The organism is Priestia megaterium NBRC 15308 = ATCC 14581, from assembly GCF_000832985.1.
In the GTDB taxonomy this organism is placed as follows: Bacteria; Bacillota; Bacilli; order Bacillales; family Bacillaceae_H; genus Priestia; species Priestia megaterium.
Window position 1 is genome coordinate 4,174,640 of the sequence record NZ_CP009920.1, and the last position, 19,299, is coordinate 4,193,938.

General features: G+C 38.4%; 17 protein-coding genes. 13 read left to right on the plus strand and 4 right to left on the minus strand.

Annotated elements, in window-relative coordinates:
* Positions 1 to 119 precede the first annotated feature (119 nt).
* Entirely contained in the window at positions 120 to 1,496 is a 1,377-nt protein-coding gene (locus tag BG04_RS21425) for a M28 family peptidase (protein ID WP_034652683.1), read from the minus strand.
* Between the two features lie 325 nt (positions 1,497 to 1,821).
* On the opposite strand from BG04_RS21425, the gene BG04_RS21430 reads away from it, so the two are divergent.
* The 7 genes from BG04_RS21430 to BG04_RS21460 all read left to right on the plus strand — a co-directional run bounded on the left by BG04_RS21430 (position 1,822) and on the right by BG04_RS21460 (position 12,085).
* Positions 1,822 to 3,105: an ATP-binding protein gene (locus BG04_RS21430; protein ID WP_026106558.1), complete on the plus strand. Its 1,284-nt coding sequence runs from the start codon at positions 1,822 to 1,824 to the stop codon at positions 3,103 to 3,105.
* Between the two features lie 104 nt (positions 3,106 to 3,209).
* Positions 3,210 to 3,578, plus strand: coding sequence for a hypothetical protein (locus BG04_RS21435; RefSeq protein WP_013082877.1), 369 nt, complete (start codon positions 3,210 to 3,212; stop codon positions 3,576 to 3,578).
* A gap of 253 nt (positions 3,579 to 3,831) precedes the next feature.
* Positions 3,832 to 5,226: an L-cystine transporter gene (locus BG04_RS21440; RefSeq protein WP_034652681.1), complete on the plus strand. Its 1,395-nt coding sequence runs from the start codon at positions 3,832 to 3,834 to the stop codon at positions 5,224 to 5,226.
* A 79-nt stretch (positions 5,227 to 5,305) separates the two neighbouring features.
* Positions 5,306 to 8,290 (plus strand): type I pullulanase, encoded by a 2,985-nt coding sequence (gene pulA, locus BG04_RS21445; RefSeq protein ID WP_034652678.1) that lies wholly within the window; start codon positions 5,306 to 5,308, stop codon positions 8,288 to 8,290.
* A gap of 128 nt (positions 8,291 to 8,418) precedes the next feature.
* Positions 8,419 to 9,912: an aldehyde dehydrogenase family protein gene (locus BG04_RS21450; RefSeq protein WP_013082880.1), complete on the plus strand. Its 1,494-nt coding sequence runs from the start codon at positions 8,419 to 8,421 to the stop codon at positions 9,910 to 9,912.
* Between the two features lie 107 nt (positions 9,913 to 10,019).
* Entirely contained in the window at positions 10,020 to 11,306 is a 1,287-nt protein-coding gene (locus tag BG04_RS21455) for a cytochrome P450 (protein WP_080743223.1), read from the plus strand.
* Between the two features lie 119 nt (positions 11,307 to 11,425).
* The gene (locus tag BG04_RS21460) at positions 11,426 to 12,085 is read left to right on the plus strand and encodes a serine/threonine protein kinase (RefSeq protein ID WP_016763860.1); all 660 of its coding nucleotides are present in this window, start codon (positions 11,426 to 11,428) and stop codon (positions 12,083 to 12,085) included.
* Positions 12,086 to 12,098: 13 nt separating this feature from the next.
* Here the strand turns inward: BG04_RS21460 and BG04_RS21465 are convergent, their stop codons facing one another.
* Positions 12,099 to 12,377 (minus strand): hypothetical protein, encoded by a 279-nt coding sequence (locus BG04_RS21465; RefSeq protein ID WP_013082883.1) that lies wholly within the window; start codon positions 12,375 to 12,377, stop codon positions 12,099 to 12,101.
* A 140-nt stretch (positions 12,378 to 12,517) separates the two neighbouring features.
* On the opposite strand from BG04_RS21465, the gene BG04_RS31105 reads away from it, so the two are divergent.
* From BG04_RS31105 to motB, 3 genes are all read left to right on the plus strand, one after another.
* Positions 12,518 to 12,661 (plus strand): hypothetical protein, encoded by a 144-nt coding sequence (locus BG04_RS31105; protein WP_014460421.1) that lies wholly within the window; start codon positions 12,518 to 12,520, stop codon positions 12,659 to 12,661.
* A gap of 129 nt (positions 12,662 to 12,790) precedes the next feature.
* Entirely contained in the window at positions 12,791 to 13,585 is a 795-nt protein-coding gene (gene motA, locus BG04_RS21470) for a flagellar motor stator protein MotA (protein ID WP_013056745.1), read from the plus strand.
* Positions 13,578 to 14,411 (plus strand): flagellar motor protein MotB, encoded by an 834-nt coding sequence (gene motB / locus BG04_RS21475; protein ID WP_025752068.1) that lies wholly within the window; start codon positions 13,578 to 13,580, stop codon positions 14,409 to 14,411. The genes motA and motB overlap by 8 nt, the downstream gene beginning before the upstream one ends.
* Before the next feature lie 35 nt (positions 14,412 to 14,446).
* Here motB and BG04_RS21480 read toward each other — a convergent pair whose 3' ends face one another.
* Entirely contained in the window at positions 14,447 to 14,779 is a 333-nt protein-coding gene (locus BG04_RS21480; protein WP_013056747.1) for a hypothetical protein, read from the minus strand.
* Positions 14,780 to 14,979: 200 nt separating this feature from the next.
* Here BG04_RS21480 and BG04_RS21485 point away from each other — a divergent pair, with 200 nt between their 5' ends.
* Together BG04_RS21485 and BG04_RS21490 are read left to right on the plus strand one after the other, a co-directional pair.
* Positions 14,980 to 15,933 carry an NAD(P)/FAD-dependent oxidoreductase gene (locus BG04_RS21485; protein WP_034652674.1) on the plus strand — a complete coding sequence of 318 codons (954 nt, stop codon included), beginning with the start codon at positions 14,980 to 14,982 and terminating at the stop codon, positions 15,931 to 15,933.
* Positions 15,934 to 15,952: 19 nt separating this feature from the next.
* Positions 15,953 to 16,648 (plus strand): YqjF family protein, encoded by a 696-nt coding sequence (locus BG04_RS21490; protein ID WP_034652672.1) that lies wholly within the window; start codon positions 15,953 to 15,955, stop codon positions 16,646 to 16,648.
* 3 nt (positions 16,649 to 16,651) lie between these two features.
* Here BG04_RS21490 and msrA read toward each other — a convergent pair whose 3' ends face one another.
* A complete protein-coding gene (gene msrA, locus BG04_RS21495; protein ID WP_016763866.1) occupies positions 16,652 to 17,569 on the minus strand; it encodes a peptide-methionine (S)-S-oxide reductase MsrA in 918 nt (305 codons plus the stop codon).
* 323 nt (positions 17,570 to 17,892) lie between these two features.
* Here msrA and nhaC point away from each other — a divergent pair, with 323 nt between their 5' ends.
* On the plus strand, positions 17,893 to 19,299 hold the full coding sequence (gene nhaC / locus BG04_RS21500; RefSeq protein WP_016763867.1) for a Na+/H+ antiporter NhaC: 1,407 nt from the start codon (positions 17,893 to 17,895) through the stop codon (positions 19,297 to 19,299).

A 19,299-nucleotide genomic window follows, 5' to 3' on the forward strand; every position in this document is an offset into this window, starting at 1 on the left:
AGGTTCCTTTATAATAATTGTAGCATAATGAATTTAAAACCTTGAGAAATCTGCTTATCAAAAAAAGAGATGCATAAACATCTCTTTTTTGGTCATGTATGAATAACAGGGATAGATTCTTATTTGACATCTTGCTCGTGATAAAGATGAGGAGCTTTAAATGTTGCTTTCTTTTTAACGGAAGAACCTTGTTGATCGGGACGGGAACGATCGTAAATAGCTGTTCCAACAATCTCAGCCACATCTTGAAGTTTTTCTTTGCTGATTTTATCAAGGGTATCTTCAGGCGTATGATACCAAGGTTCAGACGGACTGTGAATAAATAGAGCAGCCGGTATTCCTGCCTCTGCAAAAGGAACGTGATCACTGCGGCCGCCAGCTTGGAATGGCGTAGGTGCTCCATTTAATCTTGTACTTGAAGCTTGAGCTAATTCTGTGACAAGATTTGGTGTTCCATCAGCTGTATTCATTACCAAATCTCCCGCATCTCGACTTCCCACCATGTCTAAATTAAACATTCCAACAATACGATTTTTCTCATCTTCAGATAGCTCACTAACATAATGCTCGGATCCTAGTAAGCCTACTTCTTCGGCTCCGAATGTAACAAATCGCAGTTCTGTATCAGTAGGAAGAGTTTTAAATACGCGAGCTAATTCAAGCACCATTGCTGTTCCAGAAGCATCGTCATTTGCCCCAGGCGCTCCGGCCACAGAATCATGATGAGCGCCTACTACAATAATATCATTTGTTCCTTTTTTCTTAAAAGTAGAAGGTTTAATAGCGGTTACATTATAAGATGTTCGCTCACTTACGACAGCTCCTTCAATTTTTACTGTACCTGAAGGCTTTTCGCCTTTTTGAATAGAAGTAAGAATCTTTTCACCTTCTTCTTTGGTAACAGCAAGAGACGGAATGTAGTTATCATTAGCGCCGCCAAGCGTTCCGTTTAGCTCACCGTCTGTATTATTAAAAATAATGACGGCTGCAGCCCCTTTTTCAGCAGCATTTAATACTTTTTCACCAAAAGTAATAGTGCCTCGCTGAACTAATACAATTTTACCTGTCACATCTTTGTTTGCTAAATTATCTTTTGTACCCAGCCCTCCATCTACAATTTCAGCTGTGACATTTCCATTGGTGCTATAAGTAAAAGTTGTGGGAGAGTAGCTGGTACCGTTTACGCTTAGTGAAAAACTAGCTGCTGGTGTGTAACCGGTAAAGGTAAAAGGCTCTACTGCGCTCTCATAGCCTAGTTTAGACAAACGCTTTTGAACAAATGTAGCAGCTTCGCGTTCAGCTTCAGTTCCTGCCACACGAGGTTTTTTTGAGAGATACGCAATGTCTTGATAAATTTTCTCAGTATTGACTTTTTTTAATACTTTTTGATCAGAACTTTGATGGTGAGAAGCATTTGCAGAAGTAGAAGCTTGTACACTTGTAAAAGATAAAGTCAAACTTGTTGCTATAGCCAAAGAAATCACGGTTTTTTTCATTAAAATCCCCCTAAATTTATCGATGTAGTTGGTACTATTCGAATTTACAATATTAAGAAAATACAAAAAAGAGCATTACTACCTAAATGTTCCAGAGTATTCCGTATCTAAATTCCTATTTTGATAGAGAAAATAATTCAAATAAATGAAAATGCGGAAAAAAATAAAGGAGGATAAAAGAAACTGTGTCAAAAGTAATGAAAAAAGGTATTAGATAAGAATAAAAAAATAAGGTAAACTAGTTTAAAAGTAAGAAGAATGTTCAGAACTTAATTGATGAGACATAGAGAGTGTTAACGTAAAAAACAAAGGCTGGTGGGAAATATTGATAAAAAATAGGGAGGGTATACGAAAAGCAGCGGCGGTAGCGGGTCTTCTGCTTGTAGGGGTGTACATCGTCTTTCAAACAATGGCATTTTTTAAAGGAGCATATGCTCTTAGCAGTTTGATAAAAGATAGTTTACTAGTGGGCGTAACGGCTGGCACGTTTTATTTACTTTATAAGCGTTCGGTTCATACCCAGGTGTCTGATGAACAATATCAGCTTGCTACATTAATAAATTCAATGCCAGATTTTATTTGTTTTAAAGATGGGGCTGGCAAATGGGTGGCGGTGAATGATTTTGGAAGAGAACTTTATCATTTAAAGGGTATTGATTACAGGGGTAAAACCGATGCAGAACTTGGGGAACTTGTGCCTTTCTTTCAAGCCGCTTTCTTACACTGTATTTCATCGGATGAAGAAGCTTGGAGAAAAAAGGAAAAGGTACGCACGGAAGAAGCATTTGAAATACCAAACGGCGAGGTCAAAACATTTGATGTTATTAAAGTACCTGTGTTTTTTGATGATGGCTCAAGAAAAGCTCTTATCACGATTGGACGAGATATCACTCAGCAAAAGCTTGCAGAAGCGCTTCTCATAAAAAAGGAAAAGCTTTCTGTAGTAGGCGAATTAGCTGCCGGAATTGCCCATGAAATTAGAAATCCGCTTACGAGTATTAAAGGGTTTGTTCAGCTCATGAAAGAAACAGACCGATCCGCAATAGGGTATGCTAACATCATGCTTGATGAGCTGGAACGAATTAATGGTATTGTCAGTGAAATGCTTCTTTTGTCAAAACCTGAAAGTGAACATTTTCGCGTGTTTTCTCTTACCGAAGCGGTTAAGTATGTAATGAGTTTAACTTCCCATGAAGCTTTATTGAAAAACATTGACTTCTTATACGATGAACAAACAAATAACGCTAGTGTGTATGGAAATAAAAATCACCTTATTCAAGTATTACTTAATGTTTTTAAAAACGCAATTGAAGCCATGGATAGGCCTGGAAATATTTACATTACAATCAAAACAGCGCAGGATAACCATATTTTTATAGAAGTTAGAGATGAAGGAGTAGGAATTTCTAAAGACCGTCTAGAACATATAGGAGAACCGTTTTTTACTTTAAAAGAAAAAGGAATGGGGCTTGGATTAACAATCAGCTCCAAAATTATTCATGATCATCACGGTACCATGCAGATTGAGAGTGAGCAGAACAAAGGGACGATTGTTAAAATCCGACTGCCTCTGTATGTCAAAGATACGGCGGTTTTTGCAAGCAAATGAAATGTTGTAAACGAAAAGTAATGAAAACGTCATCCATTTCTTATTGCTAAACGCAGCCGTACATGATGTAATAAAAGAAACGAACATGTCAGGAAGGTAGCAAAATGAGACGTGCAGATCAAAAAATTATATTACCGTATACACCGGAAAATTTAAGAATGCTATTGCTTCAAGTATGTGACGGAGAAAATCCGTTTTCCCATCAGGATCTTACGTATTGGTGTGATAAATATACTCTCCATTATTATGAGTATGAAGCGGATGAAACGCAGTGGATGAATGATATGCAGCAGACAGATAATAGACAAGATCTAGCTAAATCCTATGCCATTGCTAAAGATATTGGCTGGCAGTGGTACTTTTATATGGCTAGAGGGACGACGCTGTCTGATATTCAATATGTCGAGCTTCACGAACTAGAATTACCCAGACATTTGTTTGTAAAATGGCTAAATGAATTATATGAAATGTAATCTTATATATGAATTGTAGTACATCCGGTGTGATGAAAGAAAGACTATCTCTGGTAACGGAGCAAAAGACCACTGAAGTACATACAAGCGTAAAATAGAAAGCTAAGGAAAATCCTTAGCTTTTTTGTTTTGTCAAAATTATTCAAAAAAACTGTCTTCAGGAAAAAACATAAAACCTAGTTGACTTATTGGTATTGTTATATTATAAGTAATAGAGACATAATTTATGGGAAAAATTACAGGGGGAACATCTATGAATAACTTATTAGTCATCATAAACATCCTCATTATGCTCGCATTGCTTGCGGGGCTGTTTATGATGCAGAAAAAACATGTATCATTTTCAAAGCGTGTGTTTACAGCGCTTGGACTGGGGATTATTTTTGGCTTTGCTCTTCAGTGGGTGTATGGTCCGACTCATGAAGTAACGATGATGACCGCCGATTGGTTTAGCATTGTAGGAAGCGGATATGTTAAGTTTCTTCAAATGATTGTTATGCCGCTTGTATTTGTATCGATTGTAGCGGCATTCACTCGCTTAAAATTGACGAGCAATATTGGAAAGATTAGTAGTTTAATTATCGGGATTTTGCTTGTCACAACAGCGGTAGCAGCTGCAATTGGTATTTTCACAACAACGAGCTTTAATTTAGAATCTGTCCAAATCACAAAAGGGGAAGCGGAACTTCAGCGCGGAGAGGACTTAGAAAACAATTTATCTAGTTTAGAAGCAAAAACAATCCCGCAGCAAGTAGTAGAATTATTACCTGCTAACCCGTTTCTTGATTTAACAGGCGCACGTTCAACTTCCACGATTGGCGTTGTCATCTTTGCGGCATTTGTTGGAATTGCGTATTTAGGTGTGAAGCGTAAAAAGGCTGAGGAAGCGGCGTTATTTTCAAAAATTATTGATACGCTTTATGCAATTGTAATGCGTGTAGTGACGCTAATTCTTCGTTTAACTCCTTATGGGGTACTTGCAATTATGACCAAAACAGTAGCAACGAGTGATATTGATGCAATTGTTAAACTGGCAAAGTTTGTTGTAGCATCATATGTCGCATTGGCAGCTATGTTTATTGTTCACTTAGTTATTCTAACAATTATCGGTGTAAATCCGATCACATATGTTAAGAAAGTATTTCCTGTATTGGCTTTTGCCTTTACTTCCCGTACAAGTGCTGGAGCATTACCTTTGAATGTTAATACACAAACAAGACAGTTAGGGGTTCCAGAAGGAATTGCGAATTTCGCAGGTTCATTTGGTCTTACAATTGGTCAAAACGGATGCGCTGGAATATATCCAGCTATGTTAGCCGTTATGATTGCACCAACGGTAGGTATTGATCCTTTAACGCCTTCATTTATTTTCACGTTGATTGCCATTGTAGCAATTAGTTCGTTTGGCGTAGCAGGCGTTGGCGGAGGAGCGACATTTGCGGCTTTACTTGTATTATCTTCTATGAATTTGCCCGTAGCGCTAGCAGGCTTATTAATTTCAGTAGAGCCATTGATTGATATGGGGCGTACGGCGCTTAATGTAAGTGGAAGCATGACAGCCGGAGTCGTCACTAGTAAATTAACAAAAGAGCTAGATACAAACGTATACAACGATCAAACCATCTCACCTGAAACAGCAGAAGTGTAAAAGAGATACTTCATCCATAGTTAACATTGTTAACTATGGATTTTTTTTCTTTATCCACATAAAATAGGAAAAAATACTTATGATAACGCTTTCAAAAAAGGTTATAGTGAAAAATGTGTACGTATTTTATTTTATGGGAGGGTTTTCATTGAAATGTAGTTGGACTAAATATGCAATGGTACTGACGGCTTTACTCTTACTAGTAAGCTCTTTTTTTAGCCCATTTATGCAATCGTTTGCATCTGCAGCAGACTCAACAAAAATCACGATTCACTATCAGCCTGCTCCAAATGATACAAAGGAATGGGGGTTATGGATTTTTCCTGAAGGAGGAGAAGGGAAGCCTTACACATTTACAGGGGAAGATCAATTTGGAAAAGTAGCGGAAGTTGAATTACCCGATACTTATGACAAAGTAGGTTTTATTGTTCGAACAGAGTCGTGGGAAAAAGATGGAGGAGACCGCTTCGTTTCAGTGGAGAACGGTGAAGGAGAAGTATGGGTGAAAAGTGGAGATGAACATACATATATGTCTCCTCCTGACGGTGAATACCGAGATTTACCAAAGTTTGATAAAGTAAACGTTACCTTAAATTATCATCGGTACGACGGAGATTACAGCGGGTGGAACATTTGGACATGGCCAGGTGATGAAAAAGAAGGCAAGCAAATCGAATTTACAGAAGACACGAATTTTGGGAAGAGAGCGACTTACACGATTAACAGTGGAAGTGGTAATTTATTTGACAAAATTGGTTTTATTATTGTACGCCATTCTACTAGTGACAGCGATTGGGAAAATAAAGACGGAGGAGACCGCTTTATTACCAAGGTTGGTAAAGATGGGAATGTAGAAGTATGGATTGTTCAAGGACAAAATCGGATTTACTATGATAGAGCTGGAGTAGATATCACTCGGAAAATCACGAAAGCGACGATGGATACATTTAATCAAATCACCTTAGAAACAAACGTGCCGTTTGACTCTTCTAAGAGCTTAGGAGACATTGAAATTGACGGAGCTCAAATTGAGAAAGTGATACCTTATAAAGAGGGAGAAGACGCTGCTACTACTAAAGTTAAAATCATAACAAAACAGCCTTTGGACGTTACAAAAACGTATAAAGTTAAGCAAAAAGGCTACGGCTCAGCTGATGTAGTTAATGGAAATGTCGTTCGCACGAAAGAATTTGACGAAAAGTATGCATATAGCGGAAACGATTTAGGAAACACGTATTCTAAGAAACAAACAAATTTTCGCGTATGGGCTCCAACCGCAAGCGAAGCAAAGCTAGTGACTTATTCGTCATGGAACTCCAAAGCTGTAAAAGAAATTTCTATGACTAAAAGTGAAAAAGGAACCTGGAAAGCGGAGTTAAAAGGAAATCAAGATGAACTAATTTATACGTACAAAGTAAAAATTGGGAACAGCTGGAGCGAAGCGGTTGATCCATATGTACGAGCAACAACGGTGAATGGAGATCGCGGAGTTGTCGTAGATTTGGCTAAGACAAATCCGAGAAAGTGGAGTGCAAATAAGCCGAAATTTAAAAATCCAGAAGATGCGATTATCTATGAACTTCACGTACGAGATTTATCGTCTCAAAAAGAGAGCGGTATCAAAAATAAAGGAAAATATTTAGGCGTAGCGGAGTGGAATACGAAAGGGCCAAATGGAGTAAAAACAGGACTCAGTCATATTAAAGATTTAGGTGTGACGCACGTTCAGTTCCTGCCTATTTACGATTATCGTACGGTGGATGAAACAAAATTAAACGAGCCGCAGTTTAACTGGGGATATGATCCAAAAAATTACAACGTCCCAGAAGGTTCCTATTCAACAAACCCATATAATCCTAAGACGAGAATTATTGAGCTTAAACAAATGATTCAAACGCTTCATGACAAGCAGCTTCGTATAGTAATGGACGTTGTCTATAATCATGTGTATGCAGTGAGTGAGCATAGCTTTGATAAACTAGTTCCAGGCTACTACTTCCGTTATAAAGAAGATGGAACTTTATCAAACGGAACAGGTGTTGGAAACGACACGGCGTCTGAACGGGAGATGGTTCGGAAGTTTATTGTAGATTCTGTTGCTTATTGGGCAAAAGAGTACCACATTGATGGGTTTCGATTTGATTTAATGGGGATTCACGATACAAAGACAATGAATGAAGTGAGAAAGAAGTTAGATGAAATTGACCCTTCCATTATCGTCTTAGGAGAGGGCTGGGATCTAGGAACCGAACTTGATGCTAAGCTAAAAGCTAATCAGAAAAACGCTCAGGATATGAAGCGCATCGCTCACTTCAACGATGGTATGCGAGATGGTCTTAAAGGCAGCGTGTTTTTTGATCGTGAAAACGGATTTGTTAATGGAAAACAGGGTCAAGAAAAGCTCATACAGCAAAGTATAGCAGCGGGAATTGATTATGATCGTTCAACTGCCACGTATGAAGACCCGGATCAAGTTGTGACGTATGTAGAAGCACACGATAACCATACGTTATGGGATAAGCTTCAGCTGACGAACCCTGCTGACACCGAGCAAACGAGAAAGCAGATGCATAAGCTTGCTTCTTCTATTATTTTAACATCTCAAGGAATGAACTTTATACATGCAGGTCAAGAGTTTATGAGAACAAAAGGCGGAGATCATAATAGCTATCAGTCACCCGATTCTGTCAATCAGTTAGATTGGAAGCGTCGAGCAGCTTTCAGCCAAGAAGTAGATTACATGAAGGGACTTATTGCGCTTCGAAAGCAATATTCCTCATTTAGAATGACGAGTGCACAGGCTATTCATCAAAATTTACGCTTTGTTGATGCACCAGCAAACGTAGTAGGCTATACGTTAAATGCTAAAGCCAATAAAGATAAAGCAAACGAAATAATGGTGATTCATAATGCAAATAAACAAGCTCAAACGGTTCATCTACCTTCTAACAGAACGTGGAGATTACTTGTTGACGGCGAACAGGCAGGAACAAAAACGCTCCGTACGGTGAAAGGAAATACAGTAAACGTTTCGCCTCTTTCCACATTTGTGCTAGTAAGATAAATTTTAGATAACTAGAATACGTGTAGAAAAATTCAGAATATTGTGTGCGAAATTGTTGATTTTACTGAATAACATGGTAAAATATTCATTGTTAGCGTTTTCAAAATTCGTGGGGAGGTATGTATTTGATGCAAAATCTTGGAGCGAAAAAAGTTGAAATGAGTCCGAAAGTAGTGGAGTTTTTAAAAGGAGTTAAACAGCTATACATTAACGGCGAATGGGTAGACTCTGTTTCAGGAAAAACGTTTGAAACAGTAAATCCAGCAACGGGTGAAAAGTTGGCAGATGTAGCTGAAGCAAATCCAGAGGATATTGATCGTGCCGTCAGAGCGGCTAGAGAAGCCTTTGATCATGGACCTTGGACAAAGATGTCAGCAGCTGAAAGAAGTCGACTTATTTATAAATTAGCTGATTTAATGGAAACACATCAATTGGAACTTGCGCAGCTTGAAACGCTTGATAACGGAAAACCAATTCGTGAAACATCAAATGCAGACATTCCATTAGCAATTGAACATTTCCGCTACTTTGCTGGGTGGTCAACTAAAATGGTTGGACAAACTATTCCTGTGCAAGGAGCGTATTTTAACTATACAAGATATGAACCAGTAGGAGTTGTTGGCCAAATTATTCCGTGGAACTTCCCGCTTTTAATGGCCGCTTGGAAGCTCGGAGCTGCTTTGGCAACTGGATGTACAATTGTGCTTAAACCAGCAGAGCAAACGCCGCTTTCTGCACTTTACTTGGCTCGACTAGCCGATGAAGCAGGGTTCCCAAAAGGCGTGCTAAACATTGTGCCAGGCTACGGGAAAACAGCAGGTGAACCGCTCGTTCATCATGATCTTGTCGATAAAATTGCTTTTACAGGGTCTACTGCTGTCGGAAAAGCAATTATGAAGCAAGCTAGCGACTCCTTAAAACGTGTGACGTTAGAGCTTGGAGGTAAATCACCAAACATTATCCTCCCGGATGCAGACTTAACAAAAGCAGTTCCTGGTGCGCTTTCAGGTATTATGTTTAATCAAGGACAAGTATGTTGTGCTGGGAGTCGTCTGTATGTCCAAAAAAGCTTATATGATAATGTCGTAGCTGATTTAGTTTCTCAAACGAAATCTATTAAACAAGGAAATGGATTAGCAGATGAGACGACAATGGGTCCGCTTGTATCTGCGCAGCAGCAAAAACGAGTGAAAACCTATATTGATAAAGGAATTGAAGAAGGAGCGGAAGTACTCGCAGGAGGAAACATTCCATTTGATCAAGGCTATTTCGTAGAACCGACTATCTTTGCAGATGTCGATCATTCAATGACGATTGCTCGTGAAGAAATCTTCGGTCCGGTTGTAGCTGCTATGCCGTTTGACGATCTCGATGATTTAATTGCCAAAGCAAATGATACAGCATATGGTCTAGCAGCGGGCGTCTGGACACAGGATTTAAAGAAAGCACACTATATTGCTCATGGTATTAAAGCAGGTACAGTTTGGGTGAACTGCTACAACGTATTTGATGCAGCAAGCCCGTTTGGAGGCTATAAACAGTCGGGAATTGGTCGTGAAATGGGAAGTTATGCGCTTGATAACTACACTGAAGTGAAAAGCGTATGGATTAATATGGAATAATAAGTAAGAATTTTTGTGAAAATCAATAGCATATCTTTGTGTGAAAAAGAGTAGTCTTTAGTGGACTACTCTTTTATTTGTTTAAGTCCCGCATTTTTAGAAAAGGAGTGATAACATTGCCGGTTATACAGGGCCCCTCGTCGTATAAGCTTACCGGTCACCTGCAAAAGTTTAGAGAGAACCCCCTGGGTTTTTTGGAAAACTTGACTCAGTATGGAGAAATTGCAACATTTAGAGTTGCGCACAAACGCTTTTATGTAACGAGAGACCCTCAACTTATTAAAGATGTAGTCATTACAAACAGCAAGGCGTTTCAAAAAATTAAACTAACGCATATGTTTAAAACGCTGCTAGGCGAAGAAATGTTATGGACAGATGAAGCATTATATATGAGCCCCATTCAACCCTCACAACTAAAACAACATCTAACTTTTAATAAGGAAGCAATCGCAAAAATAATTGAAAAGCATACGGAAACGTGGGAAGAAGGGCAGCTTCGAACAATAGTAAAAGACATAAGACAGATAGTCATAGCTGTACTCCTTCAACTTGTATTTGGCATTTCGATTGAGGAGAAAGATAAAATTCACTATGTTCAAGCGCTTATGAGAAAAAAAGAAAAGTTAGGCAAAATTTATATTCGTCTACCTTTGCACCAGCCTGACTCAGATGAGCAGCTAGAACAACTCCTTTTTGAACGCGTTCAAATGCGTGTTCAAAACAAAACCGCAGGAAATGATTTACTGCAGTATATATTGAATTCTTACGGAGAAGACAGCGATGAAAGAGAAATATACGAACAGCTAAATTCTATATTCCTTTCGATGTATGAAATGATTACGCACGTATGCAGCTGGTCTATTCATTTACTATCTCAAAATACTAGGGAGCACCTTCAGCTGCATAAAGAAATTCAAGCCTATGCTAGCGGCGAATCACTTTCAACCAAAAATCTAACCTATATGCGCAAAATAATTGCTGAAAGCATGAGGTTGTATCCGCCTCTTTGGCTATTTGGGCGTCAAGCACGTGAAGATATACAAATAGATGGCTACAGTATTAAAAAAGGGGAGATTATGTTAATTAGCCCTTATATGATGCATCGCCATGAAGATTATTTTTTAGAGCCAAGTGAATTTTTACCTGACCGTTTTGAAAAAGGAGGGTCCATTGATGTCCCAAGCTATATGTATATGCCACTTGGGATTGAGCATCAAGCGGAAAGGGGCATGGACTATATCACTGAAATAGTCACCATTTTTCTGTCAGAAATGACAAAGCGCTTTTTATTTCAGCTGACTAAGCCCGAATCTATTGCTCCGATGGCGGGCGTAATGCTGAATATGAAAGAAGAACTGAAGGTGAATGTTCACAAAGTTCACGCGCAGTCTTGAATGAACGGGAATACTTTTCCTCTTTATATCAGGCTGTCAATTTATTGACACATCCTGCATTGAGATTTATCATAGGGTAATATTTGATAGAGATTACTGAAGGATTTTTAGAGGGGACTATGGATAAAACAATTAAACAGTTGGTGTCGCTAGTTGAAACATCATTACTAACGCAAGTTACGATTCAAAGTGAAAGTGACTATGATCCAGTTGAAGTTACGAACAAAACAAAAGAGTGGGTACTTATTGGTAAAGGAAACTATGCCGGTGTGTTTATGCACGAAAATTATCCTGAATTTGTCGTGAAAGTATACGGAAGAGAAATTTATGGTGTAAAGAAAGAAGCGCAAGTGTATAGAAAGCTGGGCGTTCACCCAGCTTATTCTCAACTTTTTCATGAGGGAAAGACGTACTTGATTTTAAAAAGACTTACAGGCGTTACCTTGTATGATGCCGTCCAGCGGGGAATAAAGATTCCAGAACAAGTCATAAAAGATGTGAACGCAGCTTTGGACTATGCAACAAGCCAGGGTTTAAACCCGTATGATGTGCATGGTAAAAATGTCATGATGAAAGACGGAAGAGGGTATGTGGTGGATATCTCTGACTTTTATAAAGAAGGTTTTGATAAAAAATGGACAGACCTTGTAAAAGCTTATTACACCTTTTATCCGTTTATTGATAAGTACCATATCCGCTTGCCGTACCCGCTGTTAAACGTTATTAGAAAAGCATATCGTCTATATCGTAGAATCAAATCAAAAAGGAGTTTCCGCTAAAGGGAACTCCTTTTTAAGATGAAATACAGCGCAATACATGCTGCTGCTCAAAAGTTGGTTTTAATTTGAATAGAATGGTTTGTAGTATTTCAGATTGATAGACAAATTTTAGCGTATGTTTAAGGGAAAGAGGATGTAAGAAAGAACGTATTCTTTTTTCAGCATAACGTATCACCTGTTCTTCATAAAATAAAGTACGTGCGGAGATTTTAGCGTGAATGTCTTTTGTTAGTTCGATTGTAAACTGGATAATCAATAAATCAGTGTCTTTACAGTATTTTTCTAGTAGCATGATATCACCTCCATTTTGTCAACTCGTTTACACAATCTTAATATAAAATTTACAAATGTCAATAAGACACGGAAAAATAAATGGTAAGACTGTTCTTTTTATATGTTGAATAAACAAGAACGTGACAGAGGTGAATAAAGTTGAACATTAACGTCGGATTTGCCATTTTAGCTGATATTGATAATAAGATGACGGCTGCTATTTATGTGGAAAATCAAATTGTAGCGATTATAGCTGGACCTTCAGATATTCTGTATGAAAAGTTGAAAAAAGTGTTTTTATAATAGAGAAAAGCTGTAATTGTAAATATGATTCATAAAAGGCTTAAAAATTCTATGAAATAGTCGAAATAAAAGATGAGGATAAAATACACAAAAAGAAAGAACAGGAAGTTAAGGATAGGAGAATTACATATGGATAAAACATCTTTTATTGGACTGATTTTAGGAATAGCCTCTCTTATTGTAGGTATGTTTTTCAAAGGGGTTAATCCATCTGTGTTAGGAAATCCGGCTGCTATTTTAATTATTATTGTCGGAACCGTCGGAGCAGTAGTGATTGCATTTCCTTCAAATGAAATCAAAAGAGTCCCAAAATTGTTTGGTGTCCTGTTTAAAGAACAAAAAATGCTGCAGCCCGTTGATTTAGTATCCATGTTTTCTGAATGGGGACAAGTTGTTCGAAAAGAAGGGTTACTATCACTTGAAGCCCAAATTATTGATGTAGATGACCCTTTCTTAAAAAATGGTTTGAATTTAGCTATTGATGGTCAAAGTGCGGATTATATACGAGACGTGTTGTCTGAAGAAATTGATGCTATGGAAGAAAGACATCAAACGGGTGCAAGTATTTTCGCTTTAGCAGGTACATATGCTCCAACTCTGGGTGTACTTGGAGCTGTTATAGGGTTAATTGCTGCGCTTGGGAACATGGAAGATACAGATACGCTAGGACATGCGATCAGCGCGGCGTTTGTTGCTACGCTTCTTGGTATTTTTACTGGGTATGTACTATGGCATCCGTTTGCAAATAAACTAAAGCGTAAATCGAAACATGAAGTAAAGGTAAAGTATATGATGATCGAAGGAGTGCTTTCACTCCTAGAAGGAGAAACACCAAAAGTAATTGAGCAAAAGCTGGCTTCTTATTTGCCAACAGCGGAACGTAAAAAGCTTCTTCAAGAAAGTGAAGTGGGCATAAATGAGTAGACGCAGAAAACGAAAGCATGAAGAGGACCATGTTGACGAAAGCTGGCTGCTTCCTTACTCAGATTTGCTTACACTTTTACTTGCTTTATTCATTGTATTGTTTGCAATGAGCTCAGTGGATGCGCAGAAATTTAAGAACCTTTCTCGCGCATTTAATGAAGCGTTCGTTGGAGGAACGGGCGTGATGGAATTTCAATCTCTGCAGGAATCTGAAGAAGCGGTTCAGCCTTCAAATACCCCTGCAGCTAAAAGTACGGAAAAAACAAATGAAGTGGAGACAGCCCCTAATCAGTCTCCTGCTTCTTCACAATCGTTAACGAGCGAACAAAAGGAGCAAACCATTCGAGAAGCTGATCAAGAAGAGCTTCAGCAAATTCAATCTAAAATTAATGCGTATATTCAAAAGAAAAACTTAACAAATCAATTACAGACTTCGTTAACCGAGGAAGGTCTCTTAATTTCCATTCGAGACAATGTATTGTTTGATTCAGGAAGAGCACAAGTTAGGAGTGAAGATACAAAAATCGCAAATGATATTTCAGAGCTTTTGGTGATTGATCCTCCTCGTAATATTATTATTAGCGGTCACACGGATAACGTACCTATTCGCAACGCTGGTTTTGAATCCAACTGGGAGTTAAGCGTGATGAGAGCAGTTAACTTTATGAAAGTTATCTTAAAAAACGATAAGCTTAATCCAAGCATGTTCAGTGCAAAAGGATTTGGAGAGTTCAAACCGGTAACATCTAACAATACAGCAGAGGGACAAGCGAAAAATAGGAGGGTTGAAATATTGATTACTCCTCGTACAATTAAACAGCCGTAAAAGCAGGACTGCTTTTACGGCTGTTTTTCTATGTGTTATAAAGCTAAGAGTCTTCTCTTTTCAAAGTTTCCTCGTACTAACTTGAGATCCATTCCATCTAAAATCAAGTCAATGAGAGCGCCTTTAAAGACATCCGCTGTTTTTTTCTTATCATTGGACTGCAAATATTGCACGCGATACCACTTGTCTTCAACTTGAAAGTACATAAAACGTCCGTGCGTAAAATCAATCCAAAACTTTGTAGGTTGTCCATTGAGATTTTTATAAACATATCCCCAGCTTCGTCCTTGGTGAGCGTCCTTCATTTTAGGGCGAGCTGTATTAAATACTTCGTAATATACTTTGTGCTTAATATCATAGAGCATCATGTGACAGTCCTCCTATCTGTAGACGTGCTAGCAGGTAAAGATATATTTGTATACAACAAGTATACTCAGCTGAATGGAATCGTAGACTATTTTTTTGAGACAAGCAGAAAAGCAGTTAAATGAAAAAGACAGTTTAAATTAGCTCAATCATTCCGCTTTTTTTTATACTGTAAGTAAATGCGTTAAATAAGGAGGAAAAAATGAGACGAGTAGGAATAGTAGGTGCTGGAATGACGGGCCTTACAGCAGCGGCTGAATTACAAAAAGAAGGAATAGAGGTCTTTCTTCTTGATAAGGGTAAAAGTGTAGGGGGACGAATGGCTACCCGAAGAGTAGGAGAGGGAAAAGCAGATCACGGAGCTCAATTTTTTACAGTGAGATCCGATGAATTTCAACAAGACGTAAATAAATGGATAGCTGATAGAAAGGTTAAGAAGTGGTTTGGTGACCATCACCCTCGGTATCAAAGTATGAATGGGATGAATGCGCTAGCTAAATATTTAGCTGAAGATCTACGCGTATACGTGAATCGAAAAGTTCAAGCCATTGATTTTCAAAACGGAAGGTATCAGCTGTATACAGAAGAAAATGAGATTTTTGAAGCGACTGATATCATTCTTACAGCTCCGTCTCCCCAGGTTGTTGAGGTACTTAATAATAGTAAGTTGCAAGCGGACCAATCAATTCTTAATACACTGAAATTTAGTCCTTGCTTGGTTGCTATCGTGGAGCTTCACACAGAGATGATGTATGGTGATCATGGTCAAATCACGAATCCTTCTAGCACAATCCAAAGAATCGTTAATCATGAGCAAAAAGGAATATCAAAGACGCCCGTTCTTAGCATATATATGAATAAAGACTGGTCAGAAAAACATTTTGATGAACATGAACATGAGCTGCTGCGGGCGATAAAAAATGAAATAAAAGAATGGATAGGTGCAAATCATATTAAAAGCATTCAGTTAAAGAAATGGCGCTATGCAGAGGTTAAACAAGTTCTTCATCAGCCCTTTGCTAAAATTATGCCGTCGCTACTGGTGGCAGGAGATGCTTTTTTAAGAAGGGAAGACGAAACAAATCACTCACGGTTAGAGAGCGCATATTTGTCAGGGAAATCGGCAGCCGCTGAATTAATGGGAAAGAACATCTAGAAAAAGGAGGGACCAAGAAGTGAAAAATAATTGGATAATGAAACAAACGTGGAAAGATTTACTGTTTATTCATTGGCCTGTAGATCCGGCATTTTTGGCTTCTTTATTGCCTAGTCAGTTAGAGCCTGACACCTATGATGGTCAAGGATGGATTGCACTTGTGCCTTTTACGATGACAGACATTCGATTTAAAGGAACGCCCGCAGTTCCTATCTTTTCACAGCTATATGAGCTGAATGTGCGTACATATGTTACATATAAAGGGGAAAAAGGCGTTTATTTTTTTAGTTTAGACGCAAGCAATCCACTAGGGGTATGGATTGCTCGTCAGTTTTTTCATTTGCCTTATTACCACGCTGCTATGACATTCAACAAAACTCAGAGCCATATTTCTTTTCAGTCAGTTCGAACGCACAGAGACTCACAAAAAGAGCGAGTAAAGCTTACATATAGAGGTATTTCTCCGTCCTATCGCAGTAGAGAAGGAGAATTAGCTCATTGGCTTACAGAGCGCTACTGCTTATTTACCACTCATCAAGGAAATGTCTACCGAGGAGACCTTTATCATGATCCTTGGGAGCTGCAAAAAGGGGAGTGTGAAATAAGAGATGATTCTATTACTCAGCCTTTTTTGCGTCCCGCGGACAATCGCGATTTAATTGTGCACTATGCCAATCAAGTCACGGCTTATTTTTATCCTTTTAAAAAAGTATAAGTATCAAAACAAAATTAAAAAGTCTTCATACCCTTCTTCTTTAAGCTTCTCTTTTGGAATGAAGCGCAAAGCCGCGGAATTTACTTGATAGTATTCGCTGTTTTCTTCTGTTAAAAGTAGACCCAGATAGTTATTTCCTTCTTTGCTTTTTAGCGCTGTTGAATGCTGCGCCGGCACTCTTTTTATGTTTCCGTATAAGATAGGGCGCTTAAAAATGGGCCAGCCTGTATGAGAAGGAAGCTGATCTGATGTTTTGAACAGTGCTTCTCCCGTTAGAAGGTCAACGTAAATTCCTTGTTTTTTGTTATTCCAATATAAATTCGTAAAAGGAGGTTCGGTTCCGTTTTCCTGCGTAACAAAATATTGCATGGGCGTTAGGACCTTTTTTAGATAGGAGCGGTCCTTTGGCCAATGCTGTGTCAAAAAATCAGTTCGACCCGAGCCTTCTTTGTATAATTTATAGTGAAATGCGTTTTTTCGATAATAATCCTGCTGCTGCTCTTCTGCTTCGTAAAAAGAAGAAAAAGGTAAAATAGATGTGACGATAGGGTTCTTAAAACGTCCGCTTTGGACGAGCTTTCTTTTAGAATCGAGAGCCGCTTCTTTTTGCTTTTCGTTATGATAAAAAATAATGGCTCGATACGACGGTCCGCGGTCTGAAAACTGTCCGGCGGAATCCGTAGGGTCAATTTGCTGCCAATACAGGTTAAGCAGCTCTTCAAACGTAATGTGAGAAGAATCCCATACAATTTGCACGGCCTCTACGTACTCGTTTTCCTTTTTTACAAGAGCAGAAGCTTCAGAACTGATTTGTTCATCTCTAGCGTAGCCTGAGCGGATACTGAGGATTCCTGTAAGATGATCAAAAGGAGCGACCATGCACCAAAAGCACCCTCCCGCAAACGTTGCATATTCTTTCATGTTACTTTCCTCTTTTCGTTGAATAAAATAAATGAAAATATATTTATATATTAAAATGTATAAACAAACAGAAAGCGCTTTATAATGAGTCTTGTAAGAAAGCATACTCTTATGGTATTATGACCACTGGATAAAAGAAAAATGGCTTATTGTTTATGCGAGTATCCTTATTTTATGTTCTTAAAAAGATGCAGTTTATTGTTTAAGCACTCATAGAAATACATACGTTGGAGCAGTAAGAGGAACAATTAAAAAATAAGGACGTTTTGCTCTTAAACGATACCACATTCCAGAATCTACATACCAGTTTAGGAGGAGCTAGTTTGAACACAACCCGTTTACCATCTATGTGGGAAATAATGATTGTGCTTGCTTTATTTTTAGCTGTTGTTATTTCATTTGCAACTGTTTTTGATTTACCTATTCAGCTCGCTTTATTTATTTCATGGTTTATTGTTATGGCGCTAGGAGTACGACTTGGGTATACGTATAATCACCTGCAAGGGGCCATTACAAGAGGAATATCAAACGGCTTAGAAGCTATTTTAATTTTATTAGCCGTCGGTACGTTAATTGGAACATGGATTGCCGGAGGAGTTGTTCCTTCTCTTATTTATTTTGGATTAGAGTTTATTAATCCAACATTCTTTTTACTTGCTACACTTATCATTTGCTCTATTACCTCGATTTCAACAGGAACATCTTGGGGGACGGTTGGTACAGCCGGAATCGCGATGATGGGAATCGGACAAGGGCTAGGTATGCCGCTTCCTTTAGTAGCTGGAGCCGTGATCTCAGGAGCTTATTTTGGAGACAAGCTTTCTCCTCTTTCTGACAGTACCATTTTATCTGCGTCAATGGCTCGAGTGAATGTTATTGATCACGTAAAAGCAATGTTAGTGTTGGATATTCCTGCTTACCTCATTACGGCAGTATTATTTACGGTAACAGGATTTATGTATGGGGGAAAAGATTTTGATGCTGGACGGGTAGAAGAATTAAAATCTTCGCTGTTGGATACATTCCATATCAGCGGGTGGATGCTGATTCCGGCTTTGGCTGTCATTGTCCTTTTAGCATTAAAGAAACCTTCTCTTCCAGCAATTGCGATTGGTTCATTATTAGGAATTATATGGGCAGTTGTCTTTCAACATATGGATGTGGCTAGCGCATTTAATACGGCTTATGAAGGGTTTAAAATTAATACCGACAACACATTTTTAAGTGAGCTTTTAAATCGTGGCGGAATTTTAAGCATGGTCGGTTCTATTATTGTCATTATTTTTGGACTAGGATTTGGCGGGTTATTAGATGAGCTCGGCGTCTTAGAAGTCCTGCTATCTAAATTTGAAAAAATTCTTGTCAATTCAGGAAACGTTACGGCTTCTACTATTTTCGTTGGGTTATTAGGGAATATATTTGGTTGTGCGATGTATGTTTCATTAATTTTAACACCGAAAATTATGGAGAAAAGTTATGATAAGTTAAGAATACAGCGTCTGGTGCTTGCCCGTAACTCAGAAGTAGGAGGAACCTTAACTTCTGGAATGGTTCCATGGACGGATAACGGTGTATTTCTAGCTACAACGCTTGGAATTTCTACATTCGCTTATCTGCCGTTTATGTGGCTCAGTTTTGTCTCTATTATTTTGGCGATTATTTACGGATATACAGGGAAATTCATTTGGTACGTAAAAGAAGAAAAACAGCGTTCTGCTATAGCAAAATAA

Excerpts from the sequence above, each read along its gene's own strand:
- BG04_RS21465 (WP_013082883.1), bottom strand. The coding sequence starts at position 12,377 with ATGCTACTAGAAAAATACTGTAAAGACACTGATTTATTGATTATCCAG.
- motB (WP_025752068.1), top strand. The coding sequence starts at position 13,578 with ATGAGTAGACGCAGAAAACGAAAGCATGAAGAGGACCATGTTGACGAA.
- BG04_RS21425 (WP_034652683.1), bottom strand. The coding sequence starts at position 1,496 with ATGAAAAAAACCGTGATTTCTTTGGCTATAGCAACAAGTTTGACTTTA.
- msrA (WP_016763866.1), bottom strand. The coding sequence starts at position 17,569 with ATGAAAGAATATGCAACGTTTGCGGGAGGGTGCTTTTGGTGCATGGTC.
- motA (WP_013056745.1), top strand. The coding sequence starts at position 12,791 with ATGGATAAAACATCTTTTATTGGACTGATTTTAGGAATAGCCTCTCTT.
- BG04_RS21450 (WP_013082880.1), top strand. The coding sequence starts at position 8,419 with ATGCAAAATCTTGGAGCGAAAAAAGTTGAAATGAGTCCGAAAGTAGTG.
- BG04_RS21460 (WP_016763860.1), top strand. The coding sequence starts at position 11,426 with ATGGATAAAACAATTAAACAGTTGGTGTCGCTAGTTGAAACATCATTA.
- BG04_RS21440 (WP_034652681.1), top strand. The coding sequence starts at position 3,832 with ATGAATAACTTATTAGTCATCATAAACATCCTCATTATGCTCGCATTG.
- BG04_RS21480 (WP_013056747.1), bottom strand. The coding sequence starts at position 14,779 with ATGATGCTCTATGATATTAAGCACAAAGTATATTACGAAGTATTTAAT.
- BG04_RS21435 (WP_013082877.1), top strand. The coding sequence starts at position 3,210 with ATGAGACGTGCAGATCAAAAAATTATATTACCGTATACACCGGAAAAT.
- BG04_RS21485 (WP_034652674.1), top strand. The coding sequence starts at position 14,980 with ATGAGACGAGTAGGAATAGTAGGTGCTGGAATGACGGGCCTTACAGCA.
- pulA (WP_034652678.1), top strand. The coding sequence starts at position 5,306 with ATGATAACGCTTTCAAAAAAGGTTATAGTGAAAAATGTGTACGTATTT.